The organism is Agaribacillus sp. DX54 (assembly GCF_056858335.1).
Genome location: NZ_JBXEQE010000006.1, coordinates 215,949 through 241,210, shown reverse-complemented (window position 1 = coordinate 241,210; position 25,262 = coordinate 215,949). Strand labels below are relative to the sequence as shown.

22 protein-coding genes and 1 other RNA gene are annotated in these 25,262 nt (G+C 42.1%); 17 read left to right on the top strand and 6 right to left on the bottom strand.

Annotated features, from left to right (window positions below; translation table 11 throughout):
• Nucleotides 1-86: 86 nt before the first annotated feature.
• Nucleotides 87-5,453, bottom strand: coding sequence for a PKD domain-containing protein (locus tag AC04NP_RS09790; protein ID WP_482859479.1), 5,367 nt, complete (start codon nucleotides 5,451-5,453; stop codon nucleotides 87-89).
• Nucleotides 5,454-6,044: 591 nt separating this feature from the next.
• Between AC04NP_RS09790 and AC04NP_RS09785 the strand changes: the two genes are divergently transcribed.
• The 8 genes from AC04NP_RS09785 to lepB all read left to right on the top strand — a co-directional run bounded on the left by AC04NP_RS09785 (nucleotide 6,045) and on the right by lepB (nucleotide 14,670).
• Nucleotides 6,045-7,676 carry a CTP synthase gene (locus tag AC04NP_RS09785; protein ID WP_482859477.1) on the top strand — a complete coding sequence of 544 codons (1,632 nt, stop codon included), beginning with the start codon at nucleotides 6,045-6,047 and terminating at the stop codon, nucleotides 7,674-7,676.
• 21 nt (nucleotides 7,677-7,697) lie between these two features.
• Nucleotides 7,698-9,542, top strand: a complete 1,845-nt coding sequence (gene yidC, locus AC04NP_RS09780) for a membrane protein insertase YidC (protein ID WP_482859475.1) — start codon at nucleotides 7,698-7,700, stop codon at nucleotides 9,540-9,542.
• A 192-nt stretch (nucleotides 9,543-9,734) separates the two neighbouring features.
• Nucleotides 9,735-10,415 carry a metal-dependent hydrolase gene (locus tag AC04NP_RS09775; protein WP_482859474.1) on the top strand — a complete coding sequence of 227 codons (681 nt, stop codon included), beginning with the start codon at nucleotides 9,735-9,737 and terminating at the stop codon, nucleotides 10,413-10,415.
• Nucleotides 10,416-10,425: 10 nt separating this feature from the next.
• Nucleotides 10,426-11,202 carry a ParA family protein gene (locus tag AC04NP_RS09770; RefSeq protein ID WP_482859472.1) on the top strand — a complete coding sequence of 259 codons (777 nt, stop codon included), beginning with the start codon at nucleotides 10,426-10,428 and terminating at the stop codon, nucleotides 11,200-11,202.
• Nucleotides 11,203-11,207: 5 nt separating this feature from the next.
• Complete coding sequence (locus AC04NP_RS09765) at nucleotides 11,208-12,119, top strand: ParB/RepB/Spo0J family partition protein (RefSeq protein WP_482859470.1); 912 nt, start codon at nucleotides 11,208-11,210, stop codon at nucleotides 12,117-12,119.
• 3 nt (nucleotides 12,120-12,122) lie between these two features.
• Nucleotides 12,123-12,728: a DUF5683 domain-containing protein gene (locus tag AC04NP_RS09760; RefSeq protein ID WP_482859469.1), complete on the top strand. Its 606-nt coding sequence runs from the start codon at nucleotides 12,123-12,125 to the stop codon at nucleotides 12,726-12,728.
• A gap of 35 nt (nucleotides 12,729-12,763) precedes the next feature.
• Nucleotides 12,764-13,480, top strand: coding sequence for a 4-hydroxy-tetrahydrodipicolinate reductase (dapB, locus tag AC04NP_RS09755; protein WP_482859467.1), 717 nt, complete (start codon nucleotides 12,764-12,766; stop codon nucleotides 13,478-13,480).
• An 86-nt stretch (nucleotides 13,481-13,566) separates the two neighbouring features.
• Complete coding sequence (lepB, locus tag AC04NP_RS09750) at nucleotides 13,567-14,670, top strand: signal peptidase I (RefSeq protein WP_482859466.1); 1,104 nt, start codon at nucleotides 13,567-13,569, stop codon at nucleotides 14,668-14,670.
• Between the two features lie 96 nt (nucleotides 14,671-14,766).
• On the opposite strand, the gene ung is transcribed toward lepB, so the two are convergent.
• Nucleotides 14,767-15,429, bottom strand: coding sequence for a uracil-DNA glycosylase (gene ung, locus AC04NP_RS09745; protein WP_482859465.1), 663 nt, complete (start codon nucleotides 15,427-15,429; stop codon nucleotides 14,767-14,769).
• A 113-nt stretch (nucleotides 15,430-15,542) separates the two neighbouring features.
• Between ung and apaG the strand changes: the two genes are divergently transcribed.
• From apaG to AC04NP_RS09710, 7 genes are all read left to right on the top strand, one after another.
• Nucleotides 15,543-15,929, top strand: coding sequence for a Co2+/Mg2+ efflux protein ApaG (gene apaG, locus AC04NP_RS09740; RefSeq protein ID WP_346759392.1), 387 nt, complete (start codon nucleotides 15,543-15,545; stop codon nucleotides 15,927-15,929).
• Nucleotides 15,930-15,977: 48 nt separating this feature from the next.
• A complete protein-coding gene (locus AC04NP_RS09735; RefSeq protein WP_482859463.1) occupies nucleotides 15,978-16,733 on the top strand; it encodes an O-methyltransferase in 756 nt (251 codons plus the stop codon).
• A gap of 425 nt (nucleotides 16,734-17,158) precedes the next feature.
• Entirely contained in the window at nucleotides 17,159-18,112 is a 954-nt protein-coding gene (locus AC04NP_RS09730) for a chromosome segregation protein SMC (protein ID WP_482859461.1), read from the top strand.
• A 97-nt stretch (nucleotides 18,113-18,209) separates the two neighbouring features.
• Nucleotides 18,210-18,590 (top strand): 30S ribosomal protein S6, encoded by a 381-nt coding sequence (gene rpsF / locus AC04NP_RS09725; protein WP_482859459.1) that lies wholly within the window; start codon nucleotides 18,210-18,212, stop codon nucleotides 18,588-18,590.
• On the top strand, nucleotides 18,587-18,838 hold the full coding sequence (gene rpsR, locus AC04NP_RS09720; RefSeq protein WP_482859457.1) for a 30S ribosomal protein S18: 252 nt from the start codon (nucleotides 18,587-18,589) through the stop codon (nucleotides 18,836-18,838). The genes rpsF and rpsR overlap by 4 nt, the downstream gene beginning before the upstream one ends.
• 52 nt (nucleotides 18,839-18,890) lie before the next feature.
• Entirely contained in the window at nucleotides 18,891-19,334 is a 444-nt protein-coding gene (gene rplI / locus AC04NP_RS09715) for a 50S ribosomal protein L9 (RefSeq protein WP_482859455.1), read from the top strand.
• A gap of 84 nt (nucleotides 19,335-19,418) precedes the next feature.
• On the top strand, nucleotides 19,419-20,399 hold the full coding sequence (locus AC04NP_RS09710; protein ID WP_482859454.1) for a GSCFA domain-containing protein: 981 nt from the start codon (nucleotides 19,419-19,421) through the stop codon (nucleotides 20,397-20,399).
• Nucleotides 20,400-20,777: 378 nt separating this feature from the next.
• Here the strand turns inward: AC04NP_RS09710 and AC04NP_RS09705 are convergent, their stop codons facing one another.
• The 4 genes from AC04NP_RS09705 to ffs all read right to left on the bottom strand — a co-directional run bounded on the left by AC04NP_RS09705 (nucleotide 20,778) and on the right by ffs (nucleotide 22,595).
• The gene (locus AC04NP_RS09705; RefSeq protein ID WP_482859520.1) at nucleotides 20,778-21,488 is read right to left on the bottom strand and encodes a cell division ATP-binding protein FtsE; all 711 of its coding nucleotides are present in this window, start codon (nucleotides 21,486-21,488) and stop codon (nucleotides 20,778-20,780) included.
• Nucleotides 21,488-21,694 carry a fructose-6-phosphate aldolase gene (locus AC04NP_RS09700; protein WP_482859452.1) on the bottom strand — a complete coding sequence of 69 codons (207 nt, stop codon included), beginning with the start codon at nucleotides 21,692-21,694 and terminating at the stop codon, nucleotides 21,488-21,490. Before AC04NP_RS09700 ends, AC04NP_RS09705 begins: the two co-directional genes overlap by 1 nt.
• A gap of 27 nt (nucleotides 21,695-21,721) precedes the next feature.
• On the bottom strand, nucleotides 21,722-22,402 hold the full coding sequence (gene fsa, locus AC04NP_RS09695; RefSeq protein ID WP_482859451.1) for a fructose-6-phosphate aldolase: 681 nt from the start codon (nucleotides 22,400-22,402) through the stop codon (nucleotides 21,722-21,724).
• A gap of 99 nt (nucleotides 22,403-22,501) precedes the next feature.
• An RNA gene (ffs, locus tag AC04NP_RS09690) (signal recognition particle sRNA small type) lies at nucleotides 22,502-22,595 on the bottom strand.
• 397 nt (nucleotides 22,596-22,992) lie between these two features.
• Here ffs and AC04NP_RS09685 point away from each other — a divergent pair.
• Nucleotides 22,993-23,805 (top strand): purine-nucleoside phosphorylase, encoded by an 813-nt coding sequence (locus tag AC04NP_RS09685; protein WP_482859449.1) that lies wholly within the window; start codon nucleotides 22,993-22,995, stop codon nucleotides 23,803-23,805.
• Nucleotides 23,806-23,817: 12 nt separating this feature from the next.
• Nucleotides 23,818-24,639: a prolipoprotein diacylglyceryl transferase gene (locus tag AC04NP_RS09680; RefSeq protein ID WP_482859448.1), complete on the top strand. Its 822-nt coding sequence runs from the start codon at nucleotides 23,818-23,820 to the stop codon at nucleotides 24,637-24,639.
• The last annotated feature ends 623 nt before the right edge of the window (nucleotides 24,640-25,262 follow it).

The following is a 25,262-nucleotide window of genomic DNA, read 5'->3' as shown; positions in this document are numbered from 1 at the left end:
GTTGGAATAAAAAAATCAGGCCGATTATTCGGCCTGAAATCCCACTCTGGTTATCTATCTGAATTTATGGATAAAATAGCTGTTTTTTACCTTAGCAAAGTGATATCCCCAACCCGGGTGGTTCTTTCACCGCTGACAAATTTAAGTTCGATTTTGTACAGGTACACACCCTGAGGACTCAGGCGCCCTTTGTAATAGCCATCCCAACCGATCGTTTGATCGCTGGTGGCAAACATCATTTCGCCCCACCGGTTATAAATTTCCATTTGAAAATCAGTAACCCCTTCAACAATAGGCAAAAAGACATCATTGCTGGCTACACCGACGCCCCCACCCTGACTGGGAGGACCATTGCGGTTTGGTGTAAAGGCGTTTGGTATTTTAACCTGTCCGCCGTTGATCACTGTCACGGCACTTTCTACTTTCAGGGTGTCTGAGCAGCCATACTCATTCAAGGCCACCAATTCGATAAAGTACTCACCCGGTTCCTGATAGAAATGCCTTGGTTCATATTCATTGTAGGTGGTGCTGTCACCGAAATCCCAGAAGTAATCCGCTCCACCGACAGTATAGTTCCGGACGATAACCGGTGCTTCGGGAAGGTAGACAATGGATGGCCTGGCGACAAATGATGCCCTGGGCAAATCATAAACTTCTATCATTTGCTCTTTGATCTCTGTCACCACCAGTCCGATCTCATTGGTCGCTGAAAGCGTGACGGTATAAACTCCCGGTTTATAATAGTTGTATGAGGGGTTTACTTCGCTGGAAAAACCCACACCATCGCCAAAATCCCATTTAAATGAGTTGACATCAGCGCCCGTTGAAAGGTTGGTAAAGTTAATCGTTACCGGTAAACAGCCGTTTCCGGGATCATATGTGAAATCCACGATGGGTACAATCGGCTCAATGACGATAAGCTCAGCGTGTTGCGATTCACATTGTTCTATAGGGTTTTTGACAGTGAGTGTTATCAGGTATTCACCATATGTTTCGTATTCGTAGGAGGCTGGATTTTTATCATCACTTATGCCTCTTCCATCCCCAAAATCCCAGAAATACTCCCAATTCCCATCGGTTGACAGATTGGTCACATCGACCGTCTTGTCGGGTAATATTTGCCGCTGTGGGGCCACTGTGAAATTAGCTTCGATTTCCGGGAATACCGTAATGTCGAATGTTTCCATAGCCTGGCAATTCCTGGGGTTTTTTACCTCATAGACTACTTCATATACAATATTATCCTGTGTTTTATTCCCCAACTCGTAGCTCGCAAATGCGGTGTTGAGTATCCCCGTCTTATCATTGGTGCCCTTTATCCGGTAATACCATGTATGCATTAATCCTATCCCGGAGGAGTTGTTGGTAAAGTTCACCCTTAATGGGCCACAGCCCCGGGGAATATCGGCTTCGACCCGGGTCACAATGGTAGGGAAAATGGTGATGACTTCACTGGTGCTTGTCCTGCAACCAGTGTTATTATCAATGGCGGTTAAGACCACATTAAAGTTCTTTGTCACGCTGGTCGAGGCATTTTCAAATGTATGTACAATGGTATTTTCTACTGTGGTGGTATCACTTAAACTTCCGTCTCCCCAATTCCACACATAGGTAACACCGCTTCTGATGCCATCATTGGAAAATGTTACCGGGTAGGGGCTACAGGCCTCATTGGCTCCCTGGAAGGAAAAGCTGGCATCAACCCCGGGATATACGGTTATGGTTGTACTGGCTACATCTGTACATCCACCCATATTGATGGCTTCATACTCCACCAGAAATGTCTTATCGACACCACTGTTGTTGACAAAAGTATTGGAGGTGATAAAGTCCTGCGAAAACCTGTTTCTTATTCCCGTACTTATGTCTGTATAGTACCAGGCACTGTTAGGGGAGCTGTCGCCCAGGGAGAAGTTATCGAAGTTTACTGTCAGTGGCGAGCAGCCGCTGGTCCGGTCCGGCATAATGTTGGCGGCCACCAGGGGATTCAGAGTGATGGTTTTGGTTATTTCTTTTGTACAGTTATCGGGGGTGACAGCAGTCAGCTTCACATTTACTGTTTTGTTTGACAGATATGAAGTGTTTGAAAATGTATGGGTCATCGTGGTGGTGTAGCCCGGGTCGGTATCTGCGGCACTTGATAATGTACCATCCCCCCAGGTCCAGGTGTACCTGGTTCCGGCAGGGTTATTGGAAATATTTTCGAAAGTTACCCGATAGGGTTCACAGCTTGGATCCGGACCGGTTACATTAAAATCCACTTCGGTTTCAGGATAAACCCTGATGACGATTGTGCTGTCATCCACGCAGTTGTTAAATGACGTTATATCCAACGTGACAGCGTAGTCTATGTAACGCTTGGTAGGGTTTCCAAAAGTATAGTTTGTCAGGTTTATATTTTGCCTTGGCAACTCTGTCGTGCCGGCAGTGAGGTTTTGGATAGTCCAGTATTTGGCTTGTATGTCGGGTTGGTTGTACGAATTTTCGTTAAACAGCACCTCGAGGGGACCGCATCCTTCGGTAATGCCCGGTGTAAATGATGCAGTTACATCCGGGTGCACGGTGAGTGTTTCACTGTCTTTGAAAGTGCAGCCATCGGGCGAGGTAGCGATTAATTCTACCAAATAACTGCCTGGTACAGTGAAAAGGTAGCTGAATCCACCTCCGGATCCATCCGGGTTACCGGTAATGTCACCGGTGATGTCCTGTGGTGCACCCAGACCATTTTTGATGAATAGCTGCCAACTGGTGCCCGTAGGAAAGGCCGCGGTATTGTTCTCAAATTGCGCATCAAAATAATTACATACGGTATTGTTGCTCAATAATGCCAGGTCCACCGTAATTTCTTCTTTTTTAGGAATAATAAAGGAATCGGTAGTGATTGTCGGGCTTTCACAACCCAGCAGGTTTTCGGTTCTCAGGGTCATAGTCACTGTTAAATCCCCATCGGTGGCTGCCGGCCTGTCGAACAAAAGGTCAAAATTATCATCGAAGACCGGGCTGTTCACAACCGGTGCTGACAAAGACCAGTCATATACAGCCAGGCCTTTTTGTAAGGCATCTATATTAACCGTCACAAAATCACAGCGCCGGTCCATTACAGAATGCGTAAAGTCAGAATCTGGGTTGGGGTTTACCCTCACCAGTCTTTGAAAAGGGACCACACAGCCTGTGTTAGTCAGCGTGACGTCCAGTTTTACGGAATAATTAAGAATGGACGAGGTACTGTTTGTAAAGGTATGTGACAAGGCCGGATCACCGGCAGGTTTCGTAATGATTGTGACATTACCAATTCCGTCGTCGATTGTCCAGATAAACTCGTCGACGTTGGGTATGTTTTGCGTGTAGGTGTCGATCAGGAAGTTTACCGCAACGGGTGAACAGTTAAGTGCAAACGGATCGAAATCCGAAGAAAATCCTGAATTCGGCGCCGGGTATACTGAAATAGTTTCGACAGGACTCAGGGTCTTACACCCAATATTGGAGGTTGCCTCCAGTTGAAGGGTGTATTGGTGATTATTATTGTCTCCCCGGATATGGCTGAAGTTGAATGTCGTATCTGCAGTAGGGTTTTGGTACGGAATGGTTCTGATGGTTCCGTCAAAGAGATCGGTGACTATCCAGTTATAGGTAATGGTGAGGCCCGCTGGTTGCGGAAATGAGGTGTTGGTCAGCGTCACCGGCAAATCCGGACAGCCTTCGGCTACATCCGCGACAAAACTGGCATTGGGGTTATCGTAGACCTGGATTTGCATAATCTTGTCAACTTCACAGAGGCTGGAAAAGGGCTTGGATACCTGTAGTCTGACATCATAGGTTCCTGCGGTATTAAACGTATGGGAAATATCCCCGTCGGTGGCGTTGGTAATAACCGCGTCAGGCGGACTGGCTGGGTTACCGTTATAATCAAACCACCACCGGTATTCTGTAATGGTATCACCGGGAATGCCGCTCTCGGTTGTGGTAAAATTGACAGATTGATCGTCAAAGTCAACAGCTTTTCCCAAACATAAATCCGTACTTCCCGCCACGCTGAAATCAGCTTCCGGCCTGGAATAAATCTCCACAAAGGCAGTATCTGCAGTTTCACAGGTAGTTACCGGATCTACGGCCCTAAGGATCACTTTATGCACACCCGGGTTGGCGAACGCCACGGTTTTTGCAGTCAGTGTCGAAAAGTTTGAGGAAAAAAACAGAAACCGTACATCCTTCTCATCATAAAAGTCAAGATGGAATTCCGTATTGGGTAAAAACCCTGTTGACACGTTATGGAATGTCACTGAGTCTCCACTGGGCAGTGAGGGGTCTTCGCAAAACTGAATCAAATCATCATCATAGGCCTGGGCGTTGATCTGAATATCGGCCCGGGGCACATCGACAATGTTAATGGTTTTCTCAAACATGACATTGCAACCACCAATGACGTTTCTTGTACTGGCATATAACCTGATCAGTTTTTGGCCTGAATTTTCAAAAGAAAACGTGTGGTTTGTGGTGGTGACATCACTGATTAAGTTCGTACCGGTTGGGTCATCAAAAACATGCCATACATAGGTGTTGTTTCCCTGATTAGGGGTATCATTATCAAAGAAAACCACATCGCCCGGACAAAAGTCGTTTCTGGCCGGGCCTGAATTGTTATTCAGTTTAGTTTCGAAGAAAGGAGCAGGCGGTGCTACGATTTCTATGTAACTGTTATCCGTGACCGGAGGCATCGGTTGAGGGTTACAAAAGTTCCAGTTATTTAAGCGTACGTAGAAACGATCGCCTATATCATGGGCTGTTCCATCCGGTCTCGTAGCAGGGACATCGATCTGTAAACTCCGGCCACCCGGATTACCGGCAGTGTATTGCGCCCCGGTAATCGTCGGGGAGGCTGGCGTACCTGCTACGGTAACTCCCTGCAAATTGGTACCACCGGTTCCGTAAATCCATTGCAAAGTCCGGTCATCATCATTAGGTATTCCGGTACCCGGAAGACAATTCCATGTACTGTTATCGGTAAACTGCAGATTGGCCGCAAAACCCTGGCAAACCCTGAAAGGACCGGAAACATCCATCCCTGCCTGATCATCGTCCCAGACAACTACTTCAGAACTGAATGTTGCACTGGACTGATCGTCACAGTTTTTTACTGCTGTAGCAGTGATTGTATATTCACAAACTGTAAAATTTTGAGGGTAGTTATGTACAAATAAGGTATTCATTTGCGTAGGGGTGGTGATAAAAACGTCAGGAGGACTGCCATCACCCCAGTCAACGGTAATTTGTGATCCCGCATTCAAATTACTAAACAAAGTTTCGATTTCAGTTTGAAGAGGGGCACAACCGATACCATTTCTAACAAACTTGAATCCGGCCAGTGGCGGAGGATTACAGGATTGCCCTTTACCCACCTCATTCATGAATGAAAGTATCATCCATAAGACGATGAAATACCTCAATTTGATCATAGCCCTTTGTTTAGTCAGTTACATGCATGTCTTGCCGGTACCGGCAAGAAGGTTTATTTGAAATTATAAAGTCAGCACAAAAAGCCAGTTTTTCCCAAATGGCGTTTTGTCGAGTAAAGGTAGGCTAAAGTTCAGGTCGTAATCTTGGTTGAATATTAATACAGGCAGATTGTATAAGGTAACCACATATTGTATTTTTTTAAGTTTTATAGGCTAATTCTTTGTTTTTAGATGTATTTATTTTATCTGAATTTAAAAATCCAATTTATGTTGTTCTTGAAATAATTATATAATATATTATTTAAAATGCCATTTGAGATTGATGAAAGGGTGTTCTTTTCAAAAGAGGCATGGAAAACTGCCGGATGATACTTTTAGTGCTATTTATCTACCTGTTATTCAGGTATCCTTTTAGCATTAACCCTGACCTTATTAAAAATGCTGAAAGCCTGCCGGATCGGGAATAACTATTTAACAGGTTGAAAAGCCCGCAAGCCGTGGTATACAAATAATATATCAAAAAAATATCATGCGCTTTTCCATTTAAAATTTCTACCTTTGTGTCCCATAAGTATGATATGAATAAAACTTATGGCATCAGTTAGATCGACTAAATATATATTTGTCACCGGCGGGGTAACTTCTTCATTGGGAAAAGGGATAATTTCGGCCTCATTGGGAATGTTATTGCAAGCGAGGGGATTTTCTGTGACCATTCAAAAATTCGACCCCTATATTAATGTCGATCCGGGAACCTTGAACCCTTATGAACACGGAGAATGTTATGTCACCGAAGACGGTGCGGAAACCGATCTGGATCTGGGGCATTATGAAAGATTTTTGAATGTAAGAACATCCCAGGCCAATAACGTTACCACAGGCAGGATATATTATAATGTGATTACCAGGGAAAGAAGGGGTGATTTTTTGGGTAAAACCGTGCAGGTGATACCCCATATCACTGATGAAATCAAAAGAAATATTTACCTGCTGGGGGAAACAAAAAAGTATGATATCGTTATTACCGAAATTGGCGGATGTGTGGGTGATATCGAATCTTTACCTTTTATCGAGGCGGTAAGACAGGCAAAGCTGGAACTCGGAGCCCATGATTCCATTGTGATACATTTGACCCTCGTGCCGTATTTGAGTGCTGCCGGGGAATTAAAAACCAAACCAACGCAACATTCTGTTAAGCAGTTGCTTGAATCAGGTATTCAGCCGGATATTCTCGTATGCCGGTCAGAGCACAATTTACCCAATGAAATCAGGAAAAAACTGGCTTTGTTTTGCAACGTGCATATCAATTCGGTGGTGGAAGCCATCGATGCGGATACTATTTACGATGTGCCCCTGTTAATGAGAAAGGAAAAACTGGATGAGCGGGTGTTAACCAAATTCAAGCTTTCAAACAAAACAGAACCTAAGATCGATCAATGGAAAGAATACCTGGGCAAACTGAAAAACCCTACCAATGAGGTAAATATTGGGTTGGTTGGAAAATATGTCGAATTACCGGATGCCTACAAATCTATCGTAGAGTCTTTTGTTCACGCGGGGGCAGCCAATGAATGTCAGATCAATCTTAAATGTATTTCTTCGGAAGCCATTGAAAATGGTAATGTGGATGCTATATTGAATGATTTACATGGCGTTTTGGTAGCTCCGGGCTTTGGGGAAAGAGGCATCGAAGGTAAGATAAGTGCCGTTAAATATACCAGGGAGCAGAAAATTCCTTTTTTCGGGATATGTTTGGGTATGCAATGTGCCATGATAGAATATGCAAGACATGTTTTGAAGATAGAAGACGCGGCCTCGACCGAGATGGATCCGAATACCAAAAACCCTATTATCGACTTAATGGCAGATCAGAAAAACATCAAGGAAATGGGGGGCACTATGCGGCTTGGAGCCTACGAATGTGAGATCAAAAAGCACACCAAAGCCTCTGCCATTTATGGCAAAGCAAAAATTAAAGAACGCCACCGTCATCGATATGAGTTTAACGATAAATATAAAAAACAATTTGAAGCATCCGGAATGATCGCGTCCGGAATAAACCCCAAGACCGATTTGGTGGAAATCATGGAATTGAAGGATCATCCATGGTTTATTGGTGTGCAGTATCACCCTGAGTTACAAAGCACGGTGTTGAACCCCCATCCGTTATTTGTGAAGTTTATCAAAGCGGCACTTGAGTGCAAAAGGGAGAATAATAATTAATTTAAATGCTATTTTTGGAATATGGATAAGAATCAGACAATCGGATTATTGTTAATTTCATTGTTGCTGTTGGTCTATTTTTACTTTTTCGCACCAAAGCCCGAGCTGCCCGTTGAGCAGGCTGCAGACACCACTGCCGTAACACAAAAACTGCCCGAAACAGCCGATACACCAAAAGCTATCGAACAGACAGACCTGGCGACATCCGACTCTATCGATTTACTTCTGAAACAACAGCAATTTGGCGCATTTTACCAGGGGGTAGAAGGAGATGAGCAGGATGTTACCATTGAAAATGAAGACTTGAAAATTACTTTTAATACCAAAGGCGGTGCAATTAAAGAGGTAACACTTAAAAATCATGTGACTTATGATCAAAAACCACTGATTTTGCTGGATGCTGAGAGCAGCCAAATGGAATTGGCAGTTAACAGCCAGGGCAGTATCATTGATTTAAACCAGTTATATTATGAAGTAAACACCCGCAAAACCGGCAGCAATGACACGACTGAAGTCCGTTTTACCATGGAGGTAGCCTCCGGAAGCCGTATTGAAAAAATTTATAAACTTCCGGCCAAAGGGTACCAGTTATGGCATCAGCTAAAATTTGAAGGGCTTGAAAGTGTGATTGCCAATCAGGATGTGGTGCTGACCTGGCACAATAAAATCAAGCGACTGGAAGAGCATTTCGATGGTTATCACGGCGCCCGGAAAAAGGCTACTATCAATTATTATACTTCTGCCGGTTCCTTTGAGGATCTTAACCCGTCCAGTGACGAAACAGAGCAGGAAGTGGCTAATCTGTCTATAGATTGGGTGAGTGTTAAACAAAAATTCTTTAGCGCGGCCATTATCGCAGAAAACGGATTTACAGGTGGGGAGTTCAGGACAGCTTTTAACCCGAATGACTCTTCTGTAGTTAAAGATACAAAGTCGGTGCTGAGATTATCTGCCGATGTATTGAAAGGCGATAAAGGTAATTTCCAGTTTTACTTCGGCCCCAACAATTACCAGATACTCAAGAAAGTTACCCCGGGGTTTTCACAAAATGTGGATATGGGTTGGGCGTTGTTTAGCTGGATCAATAAATTTATCATTATACCCATTTTCAATTTTTTAGAAAACTATATCAGCAATTATGGCATCATCATCATCATTTTGGTGCTTCTCATAAAACTTGTTCTGTCACCTTTATCTTATAAGTCCTATATTTCCATGGCCAAAACCAAGGTGTTGAAGCCTGAACTGGATGAGCTGAAAGAAAAATATGGCAATGATATGCAGAAGATTCAGGCCGAGCAGATGAAGCTTTATCAACAGGTGGGGGTGAATCCGTTAAGCGGATGTATTCCGGTGCTGTTACAGATGCCGATACTCCTTGCCATGTTCAACTTTTTTCCAAACTCTGTCGAGCTGAGGCAGGAGTCTTTTCTTTGGGCCAATGATTTATCTACTTATGACGCCATTCTGTCCTGGAACGCCGACATTCCTTTGATTAGTTTTATCTATGGTAACCACATTAGCCTCTTTACCTTGCTGATGACTTTGTCTACCATATTATACACCTGGTCCAATAATCAAATGAGTGCGGTGCAGGGACCTATGAAAAGTATAGGGTACATCATGCCGGTAATGTTTATGTTTATTTTGAACAGCTATCCGGCAGGACTGACCTTCTATTATTTTGTTTCCAACATTGTCACATTTGGTCAGCAATATATCATCAGACAATTTGTCAATGAGGAAAAAATCAGAAAAGTTTTGGATGAAAACAGGAAGAAAAACCGGAATAAGAAGAAATCGAAGTTCCAGCTTAAAATTGAAGAAGCGATGAAGGCCAGCGAAGAGGCCAGAAAAAAGCGATGACAGCACCATCTGAGGGCGAACGGCGCCCTGCTTACTTTTTAATTAATTGATATTCAGTATATTAGAATGATATATATTGAATTAAACTTTAGCCTTTTCCTTTCTTGTGAAATAATTTAAATTAAACTTTTATCTTTGCAATCGGGTTGTATATTTCTGGTAAAAGTTAAATAAACTATACATTGGGAATCTATGAAATTAACTTATTTTGGCCATTCCTGCTTTCAGATTGAAAGCGAGGGAGTAAAAGTACTTTTCGATCCTTTTATAGAAGGTAATCCTCTGGCTTCCGACATAAAAGTGGATGACATTGAAACAGATTTTATCCTGGTTTCACACGGGCATGGTGATCATGTATCGGATGTAGAAAAAGTGTATGCCCAAACAGGGGCGCAACTGATTTCTACTTTTGAAGTTGTTAACTGGTTTCAACAAAAAGGAATAGAGAATTCCCATCCGATGAATCATGGCGGGAAGATCAGTTTAGATTTCGGTACGGCCAAAATGGTCAATGCCGTGCACTCTTCCAGCATGCCTGATGGCTCTTATGGTGGCCATCCGGCCGGGTTTGTAATCAGTGCCACGGAGAAAACCTTTTATTTTGCCGGTGATACGGCATTGCATCAGGATATGAAACAAATTGCAGATGAGTTTGCACTCGACTTCGCGGTATTGCCGATTGGTGACAATTTCACCATGGGTATTGATGATGCGCTAAAAGCCGCAGATTATGTAGGAACCAACCACATCATCGGTGTACATTATGATACTTTTCCAGTAATAAAAATAAATCAGGATGAAGCTATAGCCAAGGCCGAAACACAAAACAAAAAACTGCAATTATTAAAAATAGGTGAAACGATTGTCATTTAAATAGTCATTAATGAGCAAGATAATAGCGATAGCTAATCAAAAAGGTGGGGTAGGAAAAACAACTACAGCCATTAATCTATCAGCAAGTTTAGCTGCGCTGGAGCAAAAGGTATTGGTGGTCGATGCAGATCCTCAGGCCAATTCGACTTCCGGACTGGGTCTTAATCCCAAGGAAGTTAAAAACAGCATTTATGAATGTATGGTCGATGGTGTAAACGCAAAGGATTCTGTGCAGCTAACAGATATCAATTACCTGCATGTATTGCCTTCGCATATCGATCTTGTGGGGGCAGAGGTTGAAATGGTTGATCTGCAGGGCAGGGAAAAAAAGATGAAAAGTGCCTTGAAGCCGTTGAGGGAGGAATATGATTTTATTATTATCGATTGCTCACCATCTCTGGGGCTGATTACTATTAACGCGTTAACAGCCGCAGACTCGGTAATCATTCCGGTACAATGCGAATATTTTGCGCTGGAAGGCCTGGGTAAATTACTTCAGACCATCAAAATAATTCAAAAGCGTTTAAATAAAAACCTGGAGATTGAGGGAATCTTATTGACCATGTATGATGTCAGGCTAAGGTTATCCAATCAGGTGGTTGAAGAGGTCACAACGCATTTTAAACAAATGGTTTTCAATACGTTGATTCCAAGAAATATCAAATTAAGTGAATCGCCTAGCTTTGGTCTGCCGGCAATCGCTCATGATGCCGATAGCAAAGGAGCAATAAGTTACTTAAATTTGGCAAAAGAAATTGCCGAAAAGAATGAAAAGATTAAAAGCTAATTGCCATGACAGCAAAAAAAACACCAAAAAGAAGGAACGCGCTGGGCAGAGGTTTAGGCGCATTGTTAGATGATACCCCTTCCAACGAAGAAAAAATCCTCAGAGATGCCCTGGCAAGTTCGGCAGGTAGAATTGATGAAATTGACATAAGTGATATTGAGGTTAACCCATATCAACCCAGAAATCACTTTGATCAGGAGGCTTTACGGGAATTAGCGGATTCAATCAGTGTGCAAGGCATCATCCAGCCGATTACGGTAAGAAAGCTGAATGAAGACAGCTACCAGATTATATCCGGTGAACGAAGGCTTCAAGCTTCCAGGCTGGCGGGTTTGGAAACGATTCCTGCCTACATCAGGACAGCCGACGATCAGCAAATGCTGGAAATGGCCCTGATAGAGAATATCCAAAGGGAAAACTTAAATGCTTTGGAAATAGCCCTGAGCTATCAGAGGCTGCTGACCGAGTGCGATTTGAAACAGGAGGAGCTGGGCGAAAGGGTAGGAAAAAACAGGTCCACTGTGAATAATTATTTACGCCTGTTGAAATTGCCCCCCGATATTCAGGCCGCATTGAGAGATAATAAAATTTCAATGGGGCATGCCAGGGCCCTGATAAACGTCGAAAACATTGAAAAACAACTGGATATTTTCAGCAAAGTACTGGCGCAGGATCTTTCAGTCAGAAAAACAGAAAACCTGGTAAGGGAAGCTGCATTGGCCGCCAACCCCTCAAAACCCCGGGAAAAGCAAGGTCATGAATTGAGTTATGAAATGAAAGAGGTGAGAACACGGTTATCATCGCATTTTGGCACGAAAGTTGACTTAGTAGCGAAAGGAAATGACAAGGGAGAAATTAAGATCCCCTATATGTCTGTGGAAGATCTTAACCGTATATTGGAAATAATTGAGGTTTAATTCATGAAAAAGGGCTTTCTGCTCATCTTATTAAGCTTTTGCTGGACATTACTTTTAGCGCAGGAAAATGAGAATGCCAGGCAGGACTCTATTATTTACACCGAAGATAATGTACTCATAACCGAGGAAGGTATACAGGAAATCGTCACCGAAACTCCCCGCAACCTGCCCAATAAAGTGGCGCTATACTCGGCGATTCTTCCCGGACTGGGACAAATATATAATAAAAAGGCCTGGAAACTTCCTATCATCTATGGGGGTGGTATGACCCTCGTTTTTGGTTCGATAAATTACAATACGCAATATCTTTTTTTCAGAGACGCGCTGTTTTTAGAGGTGGATGGAGATCCCGACACGATTAATGGAACCGGTCTGAATGAGTCCCAAATTCGAAGACGGGTGGACTTTTTCAGAAGAAACAGGGATTTTTTTATCATTCTTACCGGAGCACTTTATTTACTCAATATTTTGGATGCTCATGTAGATGCCCATTTGCGGGAATTTGATGTTAATGATCAACTTGCCTTCAGTATTAAGCCGGCAATGGTACAAAACCCTTGGAATATCGCCAATGTAGGCTTATCATTACAACTAAAAGTAAAACCCTGAAGCCTACGGTAACTTCAGGCTAACACCATACAAACATGAAGATTTTATTATTGGGCTATGGTAAAATGGGTAAAACCATAGAAAAAATAGCCATTGAAAGAGGACACAACATCGCCTTTATCATTGATAAAGAAGATCAGGAATTATTTGAGCAAATCTCCGATCAAAACGTGGACGTGGCTATCGAATTCAGTCAACCGGATGCAGCCACTGCTAACCTTCTAAAATGTTTTAGTAAGAAGATTCCCGTTGTTTCAGGTACAACAGGATGGCTTGGGCAATTGGAGACAGTAAAAAATGCTTGTCTTAACGAGGATGGCACATTTTTCTATGCCAGTAATTTTAGTCTGGGGGTAAACATTTTTTTCAAAATTAACCGGTTCCTGGCCAGGGTCATGAACCAGTTTCCGGATTACAAAGTTTCTATGGAAGAAATACACCATACTGAAAAAAAGGATGCTCCCAGCGGTACCGCCATTACGCTGGCCGAGGGAATCATGGAGCAAAATAATAAAATACAAAAATGGGTCGACCAAACTACGACGCATAAAAACGAAGTGGGTATCGTCTCAAAGCGCATCGATAAAGTTCCAGGAACTCATACCGTGCAATATACGTCACCTGTTGATGATATTGAAATTAAACATACCGCCCACTCCAGGCATGGTTTCGCCCTTGGCGCGGTGCTGGTCGCTGAATGGGTGGTTGATAAAAAGGGAATACTCGGTATGGAAGATTACCTTAATTTTTAAAAATTCCCGTTATTTCAGCATATTTATATTTATTTTTGTCGTTCCTTATTCATCAGTGATTAAATGTATTTTCAAGCATTCCCAATATGAGTCTGAAGTTTTGGAAAAGAAAGGAAAAGAACCAGCATGAGGAAGAAAAACCAAAGTCGAAAGCCAGAGAATGGGTAGATGCCATTTTGTTTGCGATTATTGCCGCAACACTGATCAGATGGATTTTGCTTGAAGCTTTTACCATTCCCACACCCTCTATGGAAAGCTCCCTGCTGGTTGGGGATTTCCTCTTTGTGAGTAAAATTCACTATGGCCCCCGGACACCCAAGACGCCGCTGCAAATACCCCTTACCCATCAAAAAATCTGGTGGACCAATATTCCTTCTTACCTGGACGTCATACAGTTGCCCCAGTATCGATTACCCGGGTTTTCTGACATTGAACGAAATGATGTCGTCGTATTTAACTATCCGGCCGAAAATCATCCCACTGACTTAAAAACCAATTACATAAAGCGTTGTGTAGGCATTGCAGGTGATAAAATTGAAATTACAGATACCCAGGTGATCATCAACGATCAACCTGTGGATAACCCGCCGGACATGGAGTTTAGCTATTTGATCAAAACCCGGAACAACAGCTCTATCAACGACAGGGTGTTTAAAAAGGCGGGAATCTGGGATTATGAAAGAATCAGTAATGGCTATCGTGTTAACGCTACCACAGAAAGTGCCGAAAAGTTGTCAGATTTTCCATTTATTGAAACCGTTCAAATCAATAAGACAAATGAAAACAAGTCTGAGGCGGGCATCTATCCGGCCTCCGGGTTTTTCAATTGGAACAAGGACTTTTACGGGCCCATTATCATTCCTTCCGAAGGCATGACCATAGATTTATCGGAAGAAAATATTGCCAAGTATAGGTACGTAATCGAAAATTACGAGCATAATGAGTCGGTTTTGGAACAGGACGGACAACTGATCGTAAACGGCGAGGGTATTACTTCCTACACATTTAAACAAAACTATTATTTCATGATGGGTGATAACCGTCATAATTCCTTGGATTCAAGGTATTGGGGGTTTGTGCCCGAAGATCACGTGGTCGGCAAGGCCCTGTTTATCTGGCTGTCCCTCGATCCTCATGAAAGCTTTCTCAAAAAAATCCGGTGGAATAGGATTTTTAAAGGGATAGAGTAAGTGGTGCAATTGACAATTGACAATGGATAATTGACAATTTTTATGGGGGTAGGGTGGATATATTCTATTGTCTGACCGCTCAAAACCGCCTTCACTCTACCATGCTATGCTCTTCAGTCCCTGTTGCTTCAGAAAATCGTTTGTTTTGCTAAAGTGGCGATTGCCGAAAAATCCGCGGTCGGCTGAATAGGGGGAGGGGTGCGGGGATTTGAGGATGCAGTGCTTTGATGGGGCAATGATGCTTCCTTTTTTCTGGGCATACGCGCCCCATAGGATGAAAACGACATTTTCTTTTTCATCTGAAACTTTTTTGATGACAGCATCGGTGAAGGTTTCCCAGCCTTTATCCTGATGTGATCCAGGTGAAGCGGCACGGACGGTAAGCGTGGCGTTTAACAATAAAACACCCTGACCGGCCCACCTTTCCAGGTTACCTGATTCGGGAATGGGCTTGCCAAGATCCTGATTGATCTCCTGAAAAATGTTAACTAATGAAGGTGGTTTTTTAATATTGTCGTGAACTGAAAAACAAAGGCCGTTTGCTTGTCCCGGGCCATGATAGGGATCCTGTCCGATAATCACAACTTTTACATTTGTGAAAGGACAATGATCAAATGCGCTGAATATTTCCTGGCCCGGCGGATAGACTTTGTAACGGCTGTATTCGGACTTAACGAATTCTACAAGCTCGTGAAAATATGGCCTTTCGAATTCTTCTTTTAGTTTTTCACGCCATGATGCTTCAATTCTTACATCCATATTGTTTCTTAATAATTATTTATGGAAAAGTAATTTTTTATATTTTAATTGCTGAACAAATTTAAAACTAATGGGTATATTTAATCGTTAAAATAATCATCATTTTTAAAATAATGGTTACCGAAATAACAGAAGGCATCAAGGTAATAGTCGAAACCGAGTATCAGCCGGAGTATTCAAGTCCGAGCCAGTTTCACTTTGTATTTACCTATCGGATTACCATTGAAAACGGAAGTGAGAACACCATTCAGTTGTTAAGAAGACAGTGGTATATTCATGATGCCAACAATATTATCAGGGAAGTTGAAGGCGAAGGGGTGGTTGGACAGCAGCCTATCCTGGAACCTGGGCAGTACCATCAATACGTTTCAGGATGCAATCTGAAATCGGGAATGGGCAAAATGTATGGTCATTACGTGATGGAAAGACTTGTAGACGGTAGCCGTTTTAAAGTCACCATCCCCCAGTTTACTATGATCGTGCCTTACAAGCTTAACTAGATAAACCTCATCGGGCACTTGTCCTCGTTTTATCAAATATCCAAGTTTTTGGAATATAAATTGAATGCGGTTGACCGCCATTCATTGCAGGCTCCGTTTATCTTTAATTTTTATGAAAATGTGATGAAGGGCAAAAAAAGGTCTGGCGTTTTTGATAAAATTGAGCGTTACAGAAGGGAATTGCTGAAAAATAAAACGCTCATCACCATTGAAGATTTTGGAGCGGGCTCAAGAGTGAGTAAGTCGGCAAAACGAACAGTCAAAGACCTGGCCAGAAGTGGATTGAGCAGCAGGAAGTTTTCCGAAATGTTATTCCGGTTGTCAGATTATATGGAGAGTGTTGATATTGTCGAATTAGGGACTTCATTGGGAATCAACACCCTTTACCTGGCCAAAAGCAGCCCGAAAGCAAGGGTGACTACTTTTGAAGGTTGCCGGGAATCGGCCCAAATAGCCATTGATCTGTTTAAGCGTGCTCACCAGTTTAACATCGAGGTGATCCGGGGCAATATTGATCTGACCTTACCCGGTTTTGCAAAAAAAACGAATAAAGTGGATTTGGTTTATTTCGATGCAAACCATCAGTTTGACGCCACTTTGCGCTATTATAGCCAATTCCTCCCGTTGATTCACGCAGATACGGTTTTTGTGATCGATGATATTTACTGGTCAAAATCTATGGGTAAAGCCTGGAAGGAATTGGTGCAACAACCGGAAGTGACCCTCAGCATAGATATATTTGATGCAGGGTTGTTGTTTTTTAATAAGGATTTTTATAAAGAACATTATGTGCTGGCGTTTTAACTTTTGGCTTTGCTAATTTTATGTTCGGTTATCAGCACCGTGTTCCCGCGATTGGTGGCAGAAAGCATCGTCCCTGGGTGGTGCACAACGTTTTTGACAAAATTCTTTGTGCCTCTTTGTGTATTTGTGCCTCCGTGGTGAAAAATGGTTAACCACGGAGGCACAAATACACAAAGGGTCACAGAGGGTTTAGCCGATGGGATGGGGATACAGGTGCATGCCGGTGTACAACCACCACGTCTGCTGGCGCCAGATTAATAATTTACTTATACAGTATATACTAAAATGCTGAGGCATAAAGGCATGGGATGGGCTTAATTACGTGTTTTTCTTGTATTAATTCAATAAAAAAGTATTTTTGCGTTTATTTTAAATAGCGGTAAATTTACAACGACCAAAATTTTTGTCATCCAAATATTAAAAAAATGGAAGCAAACAGAAGTGATATGCCAGGAAATACCGGAGCAAACAGACCAGTTTTTGAAGAAGAAAGGAGCGACAAGAAAACCAAAATCATCATTGGCGTTTTGGCGGCCGCCTTGTTAACTGCCATTATATTTATCATATTTGGCTACAAAAAGCAGGGTGAGCTTAGAAAAGAAGGGGCGCTGACGAAGCAGGAACTGGTAGATGCTTCTGCAAAACTGGAATCCCTGAGCATGGAGCTTGACCAAAAAATAGAAGAAATACAAAAGCTGGGCGGTGATATTGAAGAGCTTCAACTGGCCAGGGAAGAAATTGAAAAGGAAAAAGAAAATTTAAGGAAATCATCTAATGTTCAGATTTCAAGGCTAAGGGAAAGGGTAAAAGGTTATGAAACCTTGTTGAAAAACAAAGATGAAGAAATAACCAAATTGAGGGGAATTGCGGACTCATTGATGAGCGAAAATACAGCACTTAAAAGTCAGCAAAATGAGCTGCAGGATGTATTGATGACCATGGAAGAGGATAAAGGAAAGCTGGAAGAACGGGTAGCCTTTGCCGGAAGGCTGAAAGCTGAAAATATTAAGGTTTACGGGGTAAATAAGCGCGGTAAAGAACGTGAAGGCGAATTTAAAAGCCGGCAGATCGATAAGCTAAAGATGGAATTCAATATCGGGGAAAACAACGTGGCCCCTATTGAAGGGAAGGAAATACTTGTGCGTGTTATAGAGCCTGCAGGTAACGTTATTTTTGATGTTGCCACCGGCTCAGGCACTTTTATGATTGATGGCCGGGAGGAATTTTACACGGTAAAACAGGACATTTTATTTGACAACACAAAACAAACCCTTACCTTTCTTTACCAAAAACCTACCGAATTTGAACCCGGTCAATACACACTGGAAATTTATACCGATGACTATGTGATGGGTTCCAGGAATTTTACCATTAAATAAATCTACGCGGTGCATTGAAATGGTTAGAGGTGTTTGAATACAATTTTTTTATACATATCTTTGCAGGCCAAATTAATACGTTATTATTTGAATAAAAATGGAATTGAAAAATTACGAGACGGTATTCATTTTAACTCCCGTTTTATCTGAAGCTCAGATGAAGGATGCTGTCGACAAATTCGAAAAGGTACTAAAAGATCAGAAGGCGGAAATGATAAACGTTGAGCAATGGGGACTCAGAAAGCTGGCCTATCCCATTCAACATAAATCCACCGGTTTTTATGGCCTGTTTGAATATAAGGCGACACCACAGACCATTGCAAAGCTGGAAACTGAATTCAGGAGGGATGAAAAGGTTATGCGATTTTTGACTGTTGCTTTAGACAAGCATGCGGTAGAATACAACAACAAAAGAAGAAAAGGAGAATTTAACAAAAAAAATGTGGCCCCAGCGACCGCCGAGGAGAGTAAATCATGACTTTAGTAAACGAACCTATCAACAGAGCCGATAATAAAAAGAAATATTGTCGATTCAAAAAAAACGGAATCAAATATATCGATTATAAAGACGCAAACTTCCTTTTAAAGTTTGTTAATGAACAAGGCAAGATTTTACCGCGCAGAATAACAGGCACCAGCGCCAAATACCAAAGAAAGGTTACGCAGGCTGTGAAAAGGGCGAGACATCTTGGCCTGTTGCCTTATGTAACAGATTCGCTGAAATAAATCCTGCGGTTTAAGTAAAGCTTTTAATCGAGAATTCATAAAGAGAAATATCATGGAAGTCATATTAAAAGAAGATATACAAGGCCTGGGTTATAAAAACGATTTTGTTAAAGTAAAACCGGGTTATGCCAGGAACTACCTTATTCCTAAGGGATTTGCCATTTTAGCAAGCCCTTCCAACAGGAAAATGATCGAAGAAAACATCAGACAAGCCGCTCATAAAGCCGAGAAGGTAAAACAGGATGCAGAGGCATTGTCAGTCTCCATCGGCGAATTGGCGTTGGAAATACCTGCTAAAGTTGGCGAAAGTGGTAAAATATTCGGTGCCGTTACTACCTTGCAGATTTCAGACGCTTTAAAGGAAAAAGGATTTGATATTGACAGAAAGAAGATTTCATTCAAAACTGAGGTGAAAACCTCCGGTGACTTCGTCGCCGTGCTGGATTTGCACAAGGAAGTAAAACACGAGCTTCAGTTTACCGTAGTGCCGGCTTAATTAAGGCATTGTTAAAGAGATAAAAGCCCTGGGGAACAAAACCAGGGCTTTTTTTATGTGTATGGGAATGGTTATTTTTACCAAATGTTTCGAACTGTCATTCCACCTGGTGAAAGTGAGGTGAAAATCAACCTGTCTGACCGGATACTTTGTATCGGATCATGCTTCGCCAACATGGTGGGCCGGAAACTGGATGAGCATAAGTTTACTGTAAAGGTTAATCCCTACGGCATTATTTTCAATCCGGAATCAATATTCAATCTTTTGGATTTCAGCATTAATCATCATTTTCCCGCTCCACATACTTATATAAAAAACCAGGGTATTTTTTATAATTATCATTTGCATTCCGATTTTGGAAGCCCTGACCACAGACCGTTGAAAGATCAGATTGAGCAGGCCATCAAAAGCACCGCTACCTGGTTGTCTGAGGCGGACTGGCTGATACTGACTTTTGGCACGGCGATTATTTATGAGAGGGCTGACAATGGCGAAACTGTCGCGAATTGCCATAAAATGCCTTCACGCCTTTTCAATAAAAGGTTTTTGACCGGCGAGGAAATCAGAGGCAGGTTTGAATTGTTGATAAACAGATTGAAACCGTTGAATCGACATCTTAAGGTTATGCTAACGGTAAGCCCTGTGCGCCATATAAAAGACGGTCTGGAGTCTAATGCTGTGAGCAAGTCGATCCTTCGTGTGGCCAGTCATTATCTTGCCGAAAACTTTGCGCATGTGACTTACTTTCCCGGTTATGAAATAATGATGGATGACTTGAGGGATTACAGGTTTTATGAACGGGATATGATTCATCCTTCTTCAGTGGCAGAAGACTATATTTGGGAAATGTTCGGGCAAAGCTATTTCTCCACAGATTCCAGGACCTTTATACGGGAATGGCAGAAAATACGCAAGGCCCTGGCTCACAGGCCTTTTCACCCTCAATCTGAAAATCATCGAAATTTTTTGAAGAAATTGCTGATGCAATTGCATACCATCAACGATACGGTCGATGTCCGCGCTGAAATTGAGGAGATAGAACGGCAGCTAAATGATGGCAACTAGCAGCATTGGTAAGTATTGGAAAATCAAATTTAAACGGATACCACGAATGGCACAAGCTTCTGTGGGTATTGCACAACTCAAGCATGTGCCTGTATTTTTATTTTATAATCGAAAACCTTTGTGCCTCTTCGTGTCTTGGTGCCTCCGTGGTGAACAATGGTGAACCAACCACCAAGACACAAAGACACGAAGGGACACAAATAGTTTTGTCGGGAACGTTGTGCAACAGCCACGGATGCTTGCGCGAGGTTGGTATTTCAGGATAAAAACATAACACCTGGGTTATCTTATATAATTCCGGCCAGGGACGAGGTAATAAATTTGTTGAAGTCATAGTTTGACTTTGAGCCATGCTATGACAGGGATAATCGACAAGGCTCAGACACTGTCCGTTAAATCGAATTTCTCAATTTTGGAATCAAGTAACTGGCTGTCGACACATTTGAGGATCCTGCCAGGATGTATGTTGATTAGCCGGTGGTCGTGTGTGGCCATTAAGACGGTTGTGCCGCTGTTGTTAATATCCTGAAAAATTTTGTGGATACCGTCGGCCACATCGGGGTCCAGGTTTCCGGTGGGTTCATCGGCAATCAGTAAAACAGGTTCATTGATCAGTGCCCTGGCAATCACCACACGCTGCTGCTCTCCGCCCGACAGCTGATGAGGCATCTTGCTCAGATAAGCACCCAGTCCTACTTTTATCAGCACTTCAGTCAGCCGTGCCTTCATTTTTGACCTTTCCCGCCAACCGGTAGCTTTCATCACAAAGTATAAATTTTCGCTGATAGTCCTGTCGGGAAAAAGCTGAAAATCCTGAAAAATTATCCCTAACTTTCTGCGCAACAAGGGTATTTTACTGCTTCTTATCCCATTGAGTTGAAAACCACCGACATGAATGCTGCCTGCATACAGTTTCAGATCCGCATATAATGTTTTAAGTAAAGAGGATTTACCACTTCCGGTCTTACCTACCAAATAGACAAATTCACCTTTTTCTATCTCAAAATTTACATCCTTCAACACGGCATTTTGATCCTGAAAAATGGTAGTGTTGCTGACAGACACCACCGGCTCATTGGAAAAAGCGATCATGACAACTCTAGTTTTTTTAACTTGCCGAAGGGGAGTTCATTGATAATTTTCTGCAGCATTTCTTCATGGCCTTCCAGACCGTATTTCTCCAGTTTCTTCAGCGGCCTGTCAGCCCTGAAATAGGCAATTAAGACAAAGTTATCATCCCTTAATTGAATGTAATTCGGAATCTTTGCTTTGCCCTTCACCTTGATGATGTACATGCTGATGTGATTACCGCCTTCCGAATACTAACCAGCCAGAGCACCCTCGGCCGGTGCCTGGGATTTTTTATAATCGCTGAGGAACTGCGCCAGACCCTTGTCTGTTAATGGGTGGTTGAGTAAACCGGTGATCACCTTCAAAGGGCAGGTGGCGACATCTGCGCCAATTTCTGCGCATTGAATAAGATGTTGTGTATGTCGAATGGACGCGGCCAGCACTTCGGTGGCCAATCCATAGTTCTGATAAATGCCAACAATTTGTTCTATCAGATCCAACCCATCGGTTCCAACATCGTCGAGCCTGCCAATAAACGGAGAAACGTAAGAGGCGCCGGCCTTGGCCGCCAGCAATGCCTGACCTGCGGAGAAAATCAACGTACAGTTGGTCCTGATCCCCTGTCCGGTTAAATATTTTATGGCTTTTACACCGTCTTTGATCATCGGAACTTTGACAACGATCTTATCATCGATCCGGGCAAGTGACGCTCCTTCCCTGATAATACCTTCAAAGTCAGTGGAAATCACCTCGGCACTGACATTGTTGTCGACAATGTCACAAATGGCCTTGTAGTGTTTCTTTATATTTTCTTCACCCTTGATTCCTTCTTTGGCCATCAACGAGGGATTGGTGGTCACCCCATCGAGTACTCCAAGATCATGGGCTTCCTTTATGTCATTAAGATTCGCGGTGTCAATAAAGAATTTCATGTTTTAAACTTTTAAAGTTGTCGTATAAAGCTACAGATAAAATTCAATGAACTAACAAAGAATTCTTATGATTTGAATCTTTAAAACCAGAGGTATAAAAAAGGCAAACCAAATATCGCACCGCTCAACCATCTACCCTTGCTTCCTTCCGGACCTGGGGGAGTTCGACAGGAGCTGGTCGTATCGATTTGCCAATGCAAATTTAATGAGTTTTGAGCATTCTTTCTAAAAAATTGCATGATAATTGAAAATAAACTCAGGTTTGCTCATAATCTTTGATCCTGATCATGGTTAAAGCCTGTGGGTAGCTGCTCATTTAAGGTTTCAATGGTTCAAATAATATTCCCCGTTTTGCCTGACTTTTACAGCAGGAACCCGGCGATTTTCTTCAAAATAATCGAAAGCCGGTTTTAGATTTTTCCAGAAAGCCACCCATTCATGAAAGTAAAATACCAAAAAGGACCGGATTATTGATGAGTACCAAAGTAAATGTCATTTATGTTCACCTGTTAAAACTAATTAAAAAAGACTGATTTGTTTAATGATACTTAATAGTATATTTGATATTCAACCGAAGTCAATTATTACAAATGATAAAAAAAATTGAAGAAGCCCACAACTATATTCAATCAAAAATCAGTATAAAACCCGATTATGGCGTTATTTTGGGCACCGGGTTAGGATCGTTGGCAAAGGAGGTGGAGGTCAAAGAAATCATTAACTACGAAGATATTCCCAATTTTCCGGTTTCTACGGTCGAGAGTCATAAAGGTAAATTGATTTTCGGTCGACTGGCGGGTAAGCACGTGGTAGTAATGCAGGGAAGGTTTCATTATTACGAAGGCTATACTATGAAGGAGGTCACATTTCCGGTGCGCGTGATGAAATTGTTGGGGATAAAAAAGTTATTCGTGTCCAACGCGGCGGGCGGATTAGACAAGCGCTATGAGATCAGTGATTTAATGATTATTAAAGATCATATAAATCTGATGCCTGAGAATCCGCTGACAGGAAAGAACCTTGACAAGTTTGGTGGGAGGTTTCCGGATATGAGTGAACCTTATGACGCGCAGTTGATCCGTCAGGCTACGGCAATTGCGCAAGAGCATGGTATCAGGGTGCACGAGGGGGTATATGCTGCTGTGACCGGCCCTAATCTTGAAACGAGGGCAGAATACAAATACCTGCGTATTATTGGAGCGGATGCAGTGGGTATGTCCACTGTTCCCGAGGTCATTGTTGCACGGCATATGGAAATGCCATGCTTTGCACTTTCGGTAATTACGGACTTATGTATCCCTGAAACCCTTAAAAAAGTCACTGTCGAAGAAGTAATCGCTGCCGCTATGAAAGCTGAGCCCGGAATGACCAAAATTATCAAAGAACTGGTAGGCCGGCAATAAACCGAATTTACCATGCACCCGATCTTATTTCAGTTTAAAACACCGGATTTTTTGCAAGGTTTTCTTGCCGATACGATTACTGTTTATACCTATGGGGCATTCATTGCCTTTGGCGCTTTGCTGGGAGCCTTATACACAGGTATCAGGGCCAAAAAGGAACTGGGTGTGCCTTATTATGTTATCAATAATCTGCTTTTATTGATTTTAATTACGGCCTTTCTGGGAGGAAAGCTATTTTTTTATTTCGAAAACCCTGGCTACTATTTTGGTCAACCGGCCAATATGATCGAAGATCCTGGTAAAGGGTTTGTTTTTTATGGTTCACTGATTTTTTCTGTCACCGCCATTATTATTTTCTTTAAAATCAAAAAAATTCCGACCCTGAAAATGTTGGATATTATCGCTATTACCACTTGTATTGTACACTTTTTTGGCCGGCTGGGTTGTTTTAATGCCGGTTGTTGTTACGGACACGTACACGAAGGTATATTTTCAGTGATATTTACCAATCCTGTGTGCATGGCCAGGCCTCTGAATACCCCGCTGCATCCCACTCAGCTTTACAGTGCTGCCATGATTTTGACTATTTTTGTAGTGCTGATGGTCGTGAAAAACCGGAAATCATTTGATGGACAGGTATTTTTGCTGTATATCATGCTGTATGCCAGCGGCAGGGCCATCGTGGAAACATTCAGAGGTGACCTCGTCAGGGGGTTTATTGTGGATGAATATCTGTCACATTCTCAATTTATCGCCGCTGTTTTATTTATCATCGCCGCTATTTTTTACTTTCAACTAAAGAAGAATGCCCCTTCCCGAAGCATAAAAACGTAGTATTTTGTTTATTTTTTATTGAATTTTTCTTGTGTTTTATGGCGTTAATACAGGTAGAAATCGCCGGAACCGGTGTAAGAATTAATGCTAAAACAACATTTGTTTGGTTGTTTATTCTCAGGTTTTGGATATGAGAAGTGAAGTTTTGCCTGTAGAATTACAGAAACGAAAAGGTGTTATAACAACTATTTTTTTGTGTTATACAGGAAAATATTTGTACTATTCTTGTATTTTTACCCGGTTACCGGGACAGGATTCTACTTTTCAATTGATTTAATGATCACTTAGAGGCATAGTTCTTATATTCTTACCGGTCAATGGATTAGCAGGTAATAACTTTGTACATTTATCAAACAGGGTTCGATAATTTTTTGAAACCGGCAAATTTTGAATTTTGTTAATGTCCTGATCCGGGTTTTAGTTTGCAGGCTAAAGAAAACCTTTTAGAAAAAAAGTGCTATTTCCCGCTTTTCATGACATCCATGTGAGGCTTGCCTAATTTAAAGACCTAAATAAGTGTTCATTTAATACTTTTGTGAGTGGTCTATTGGTACGGGTGGGTGATTTTTTAACAATAAACAAATACGGGCTGGCAATTTAATGGTAGCGATCTGTCATTGCTA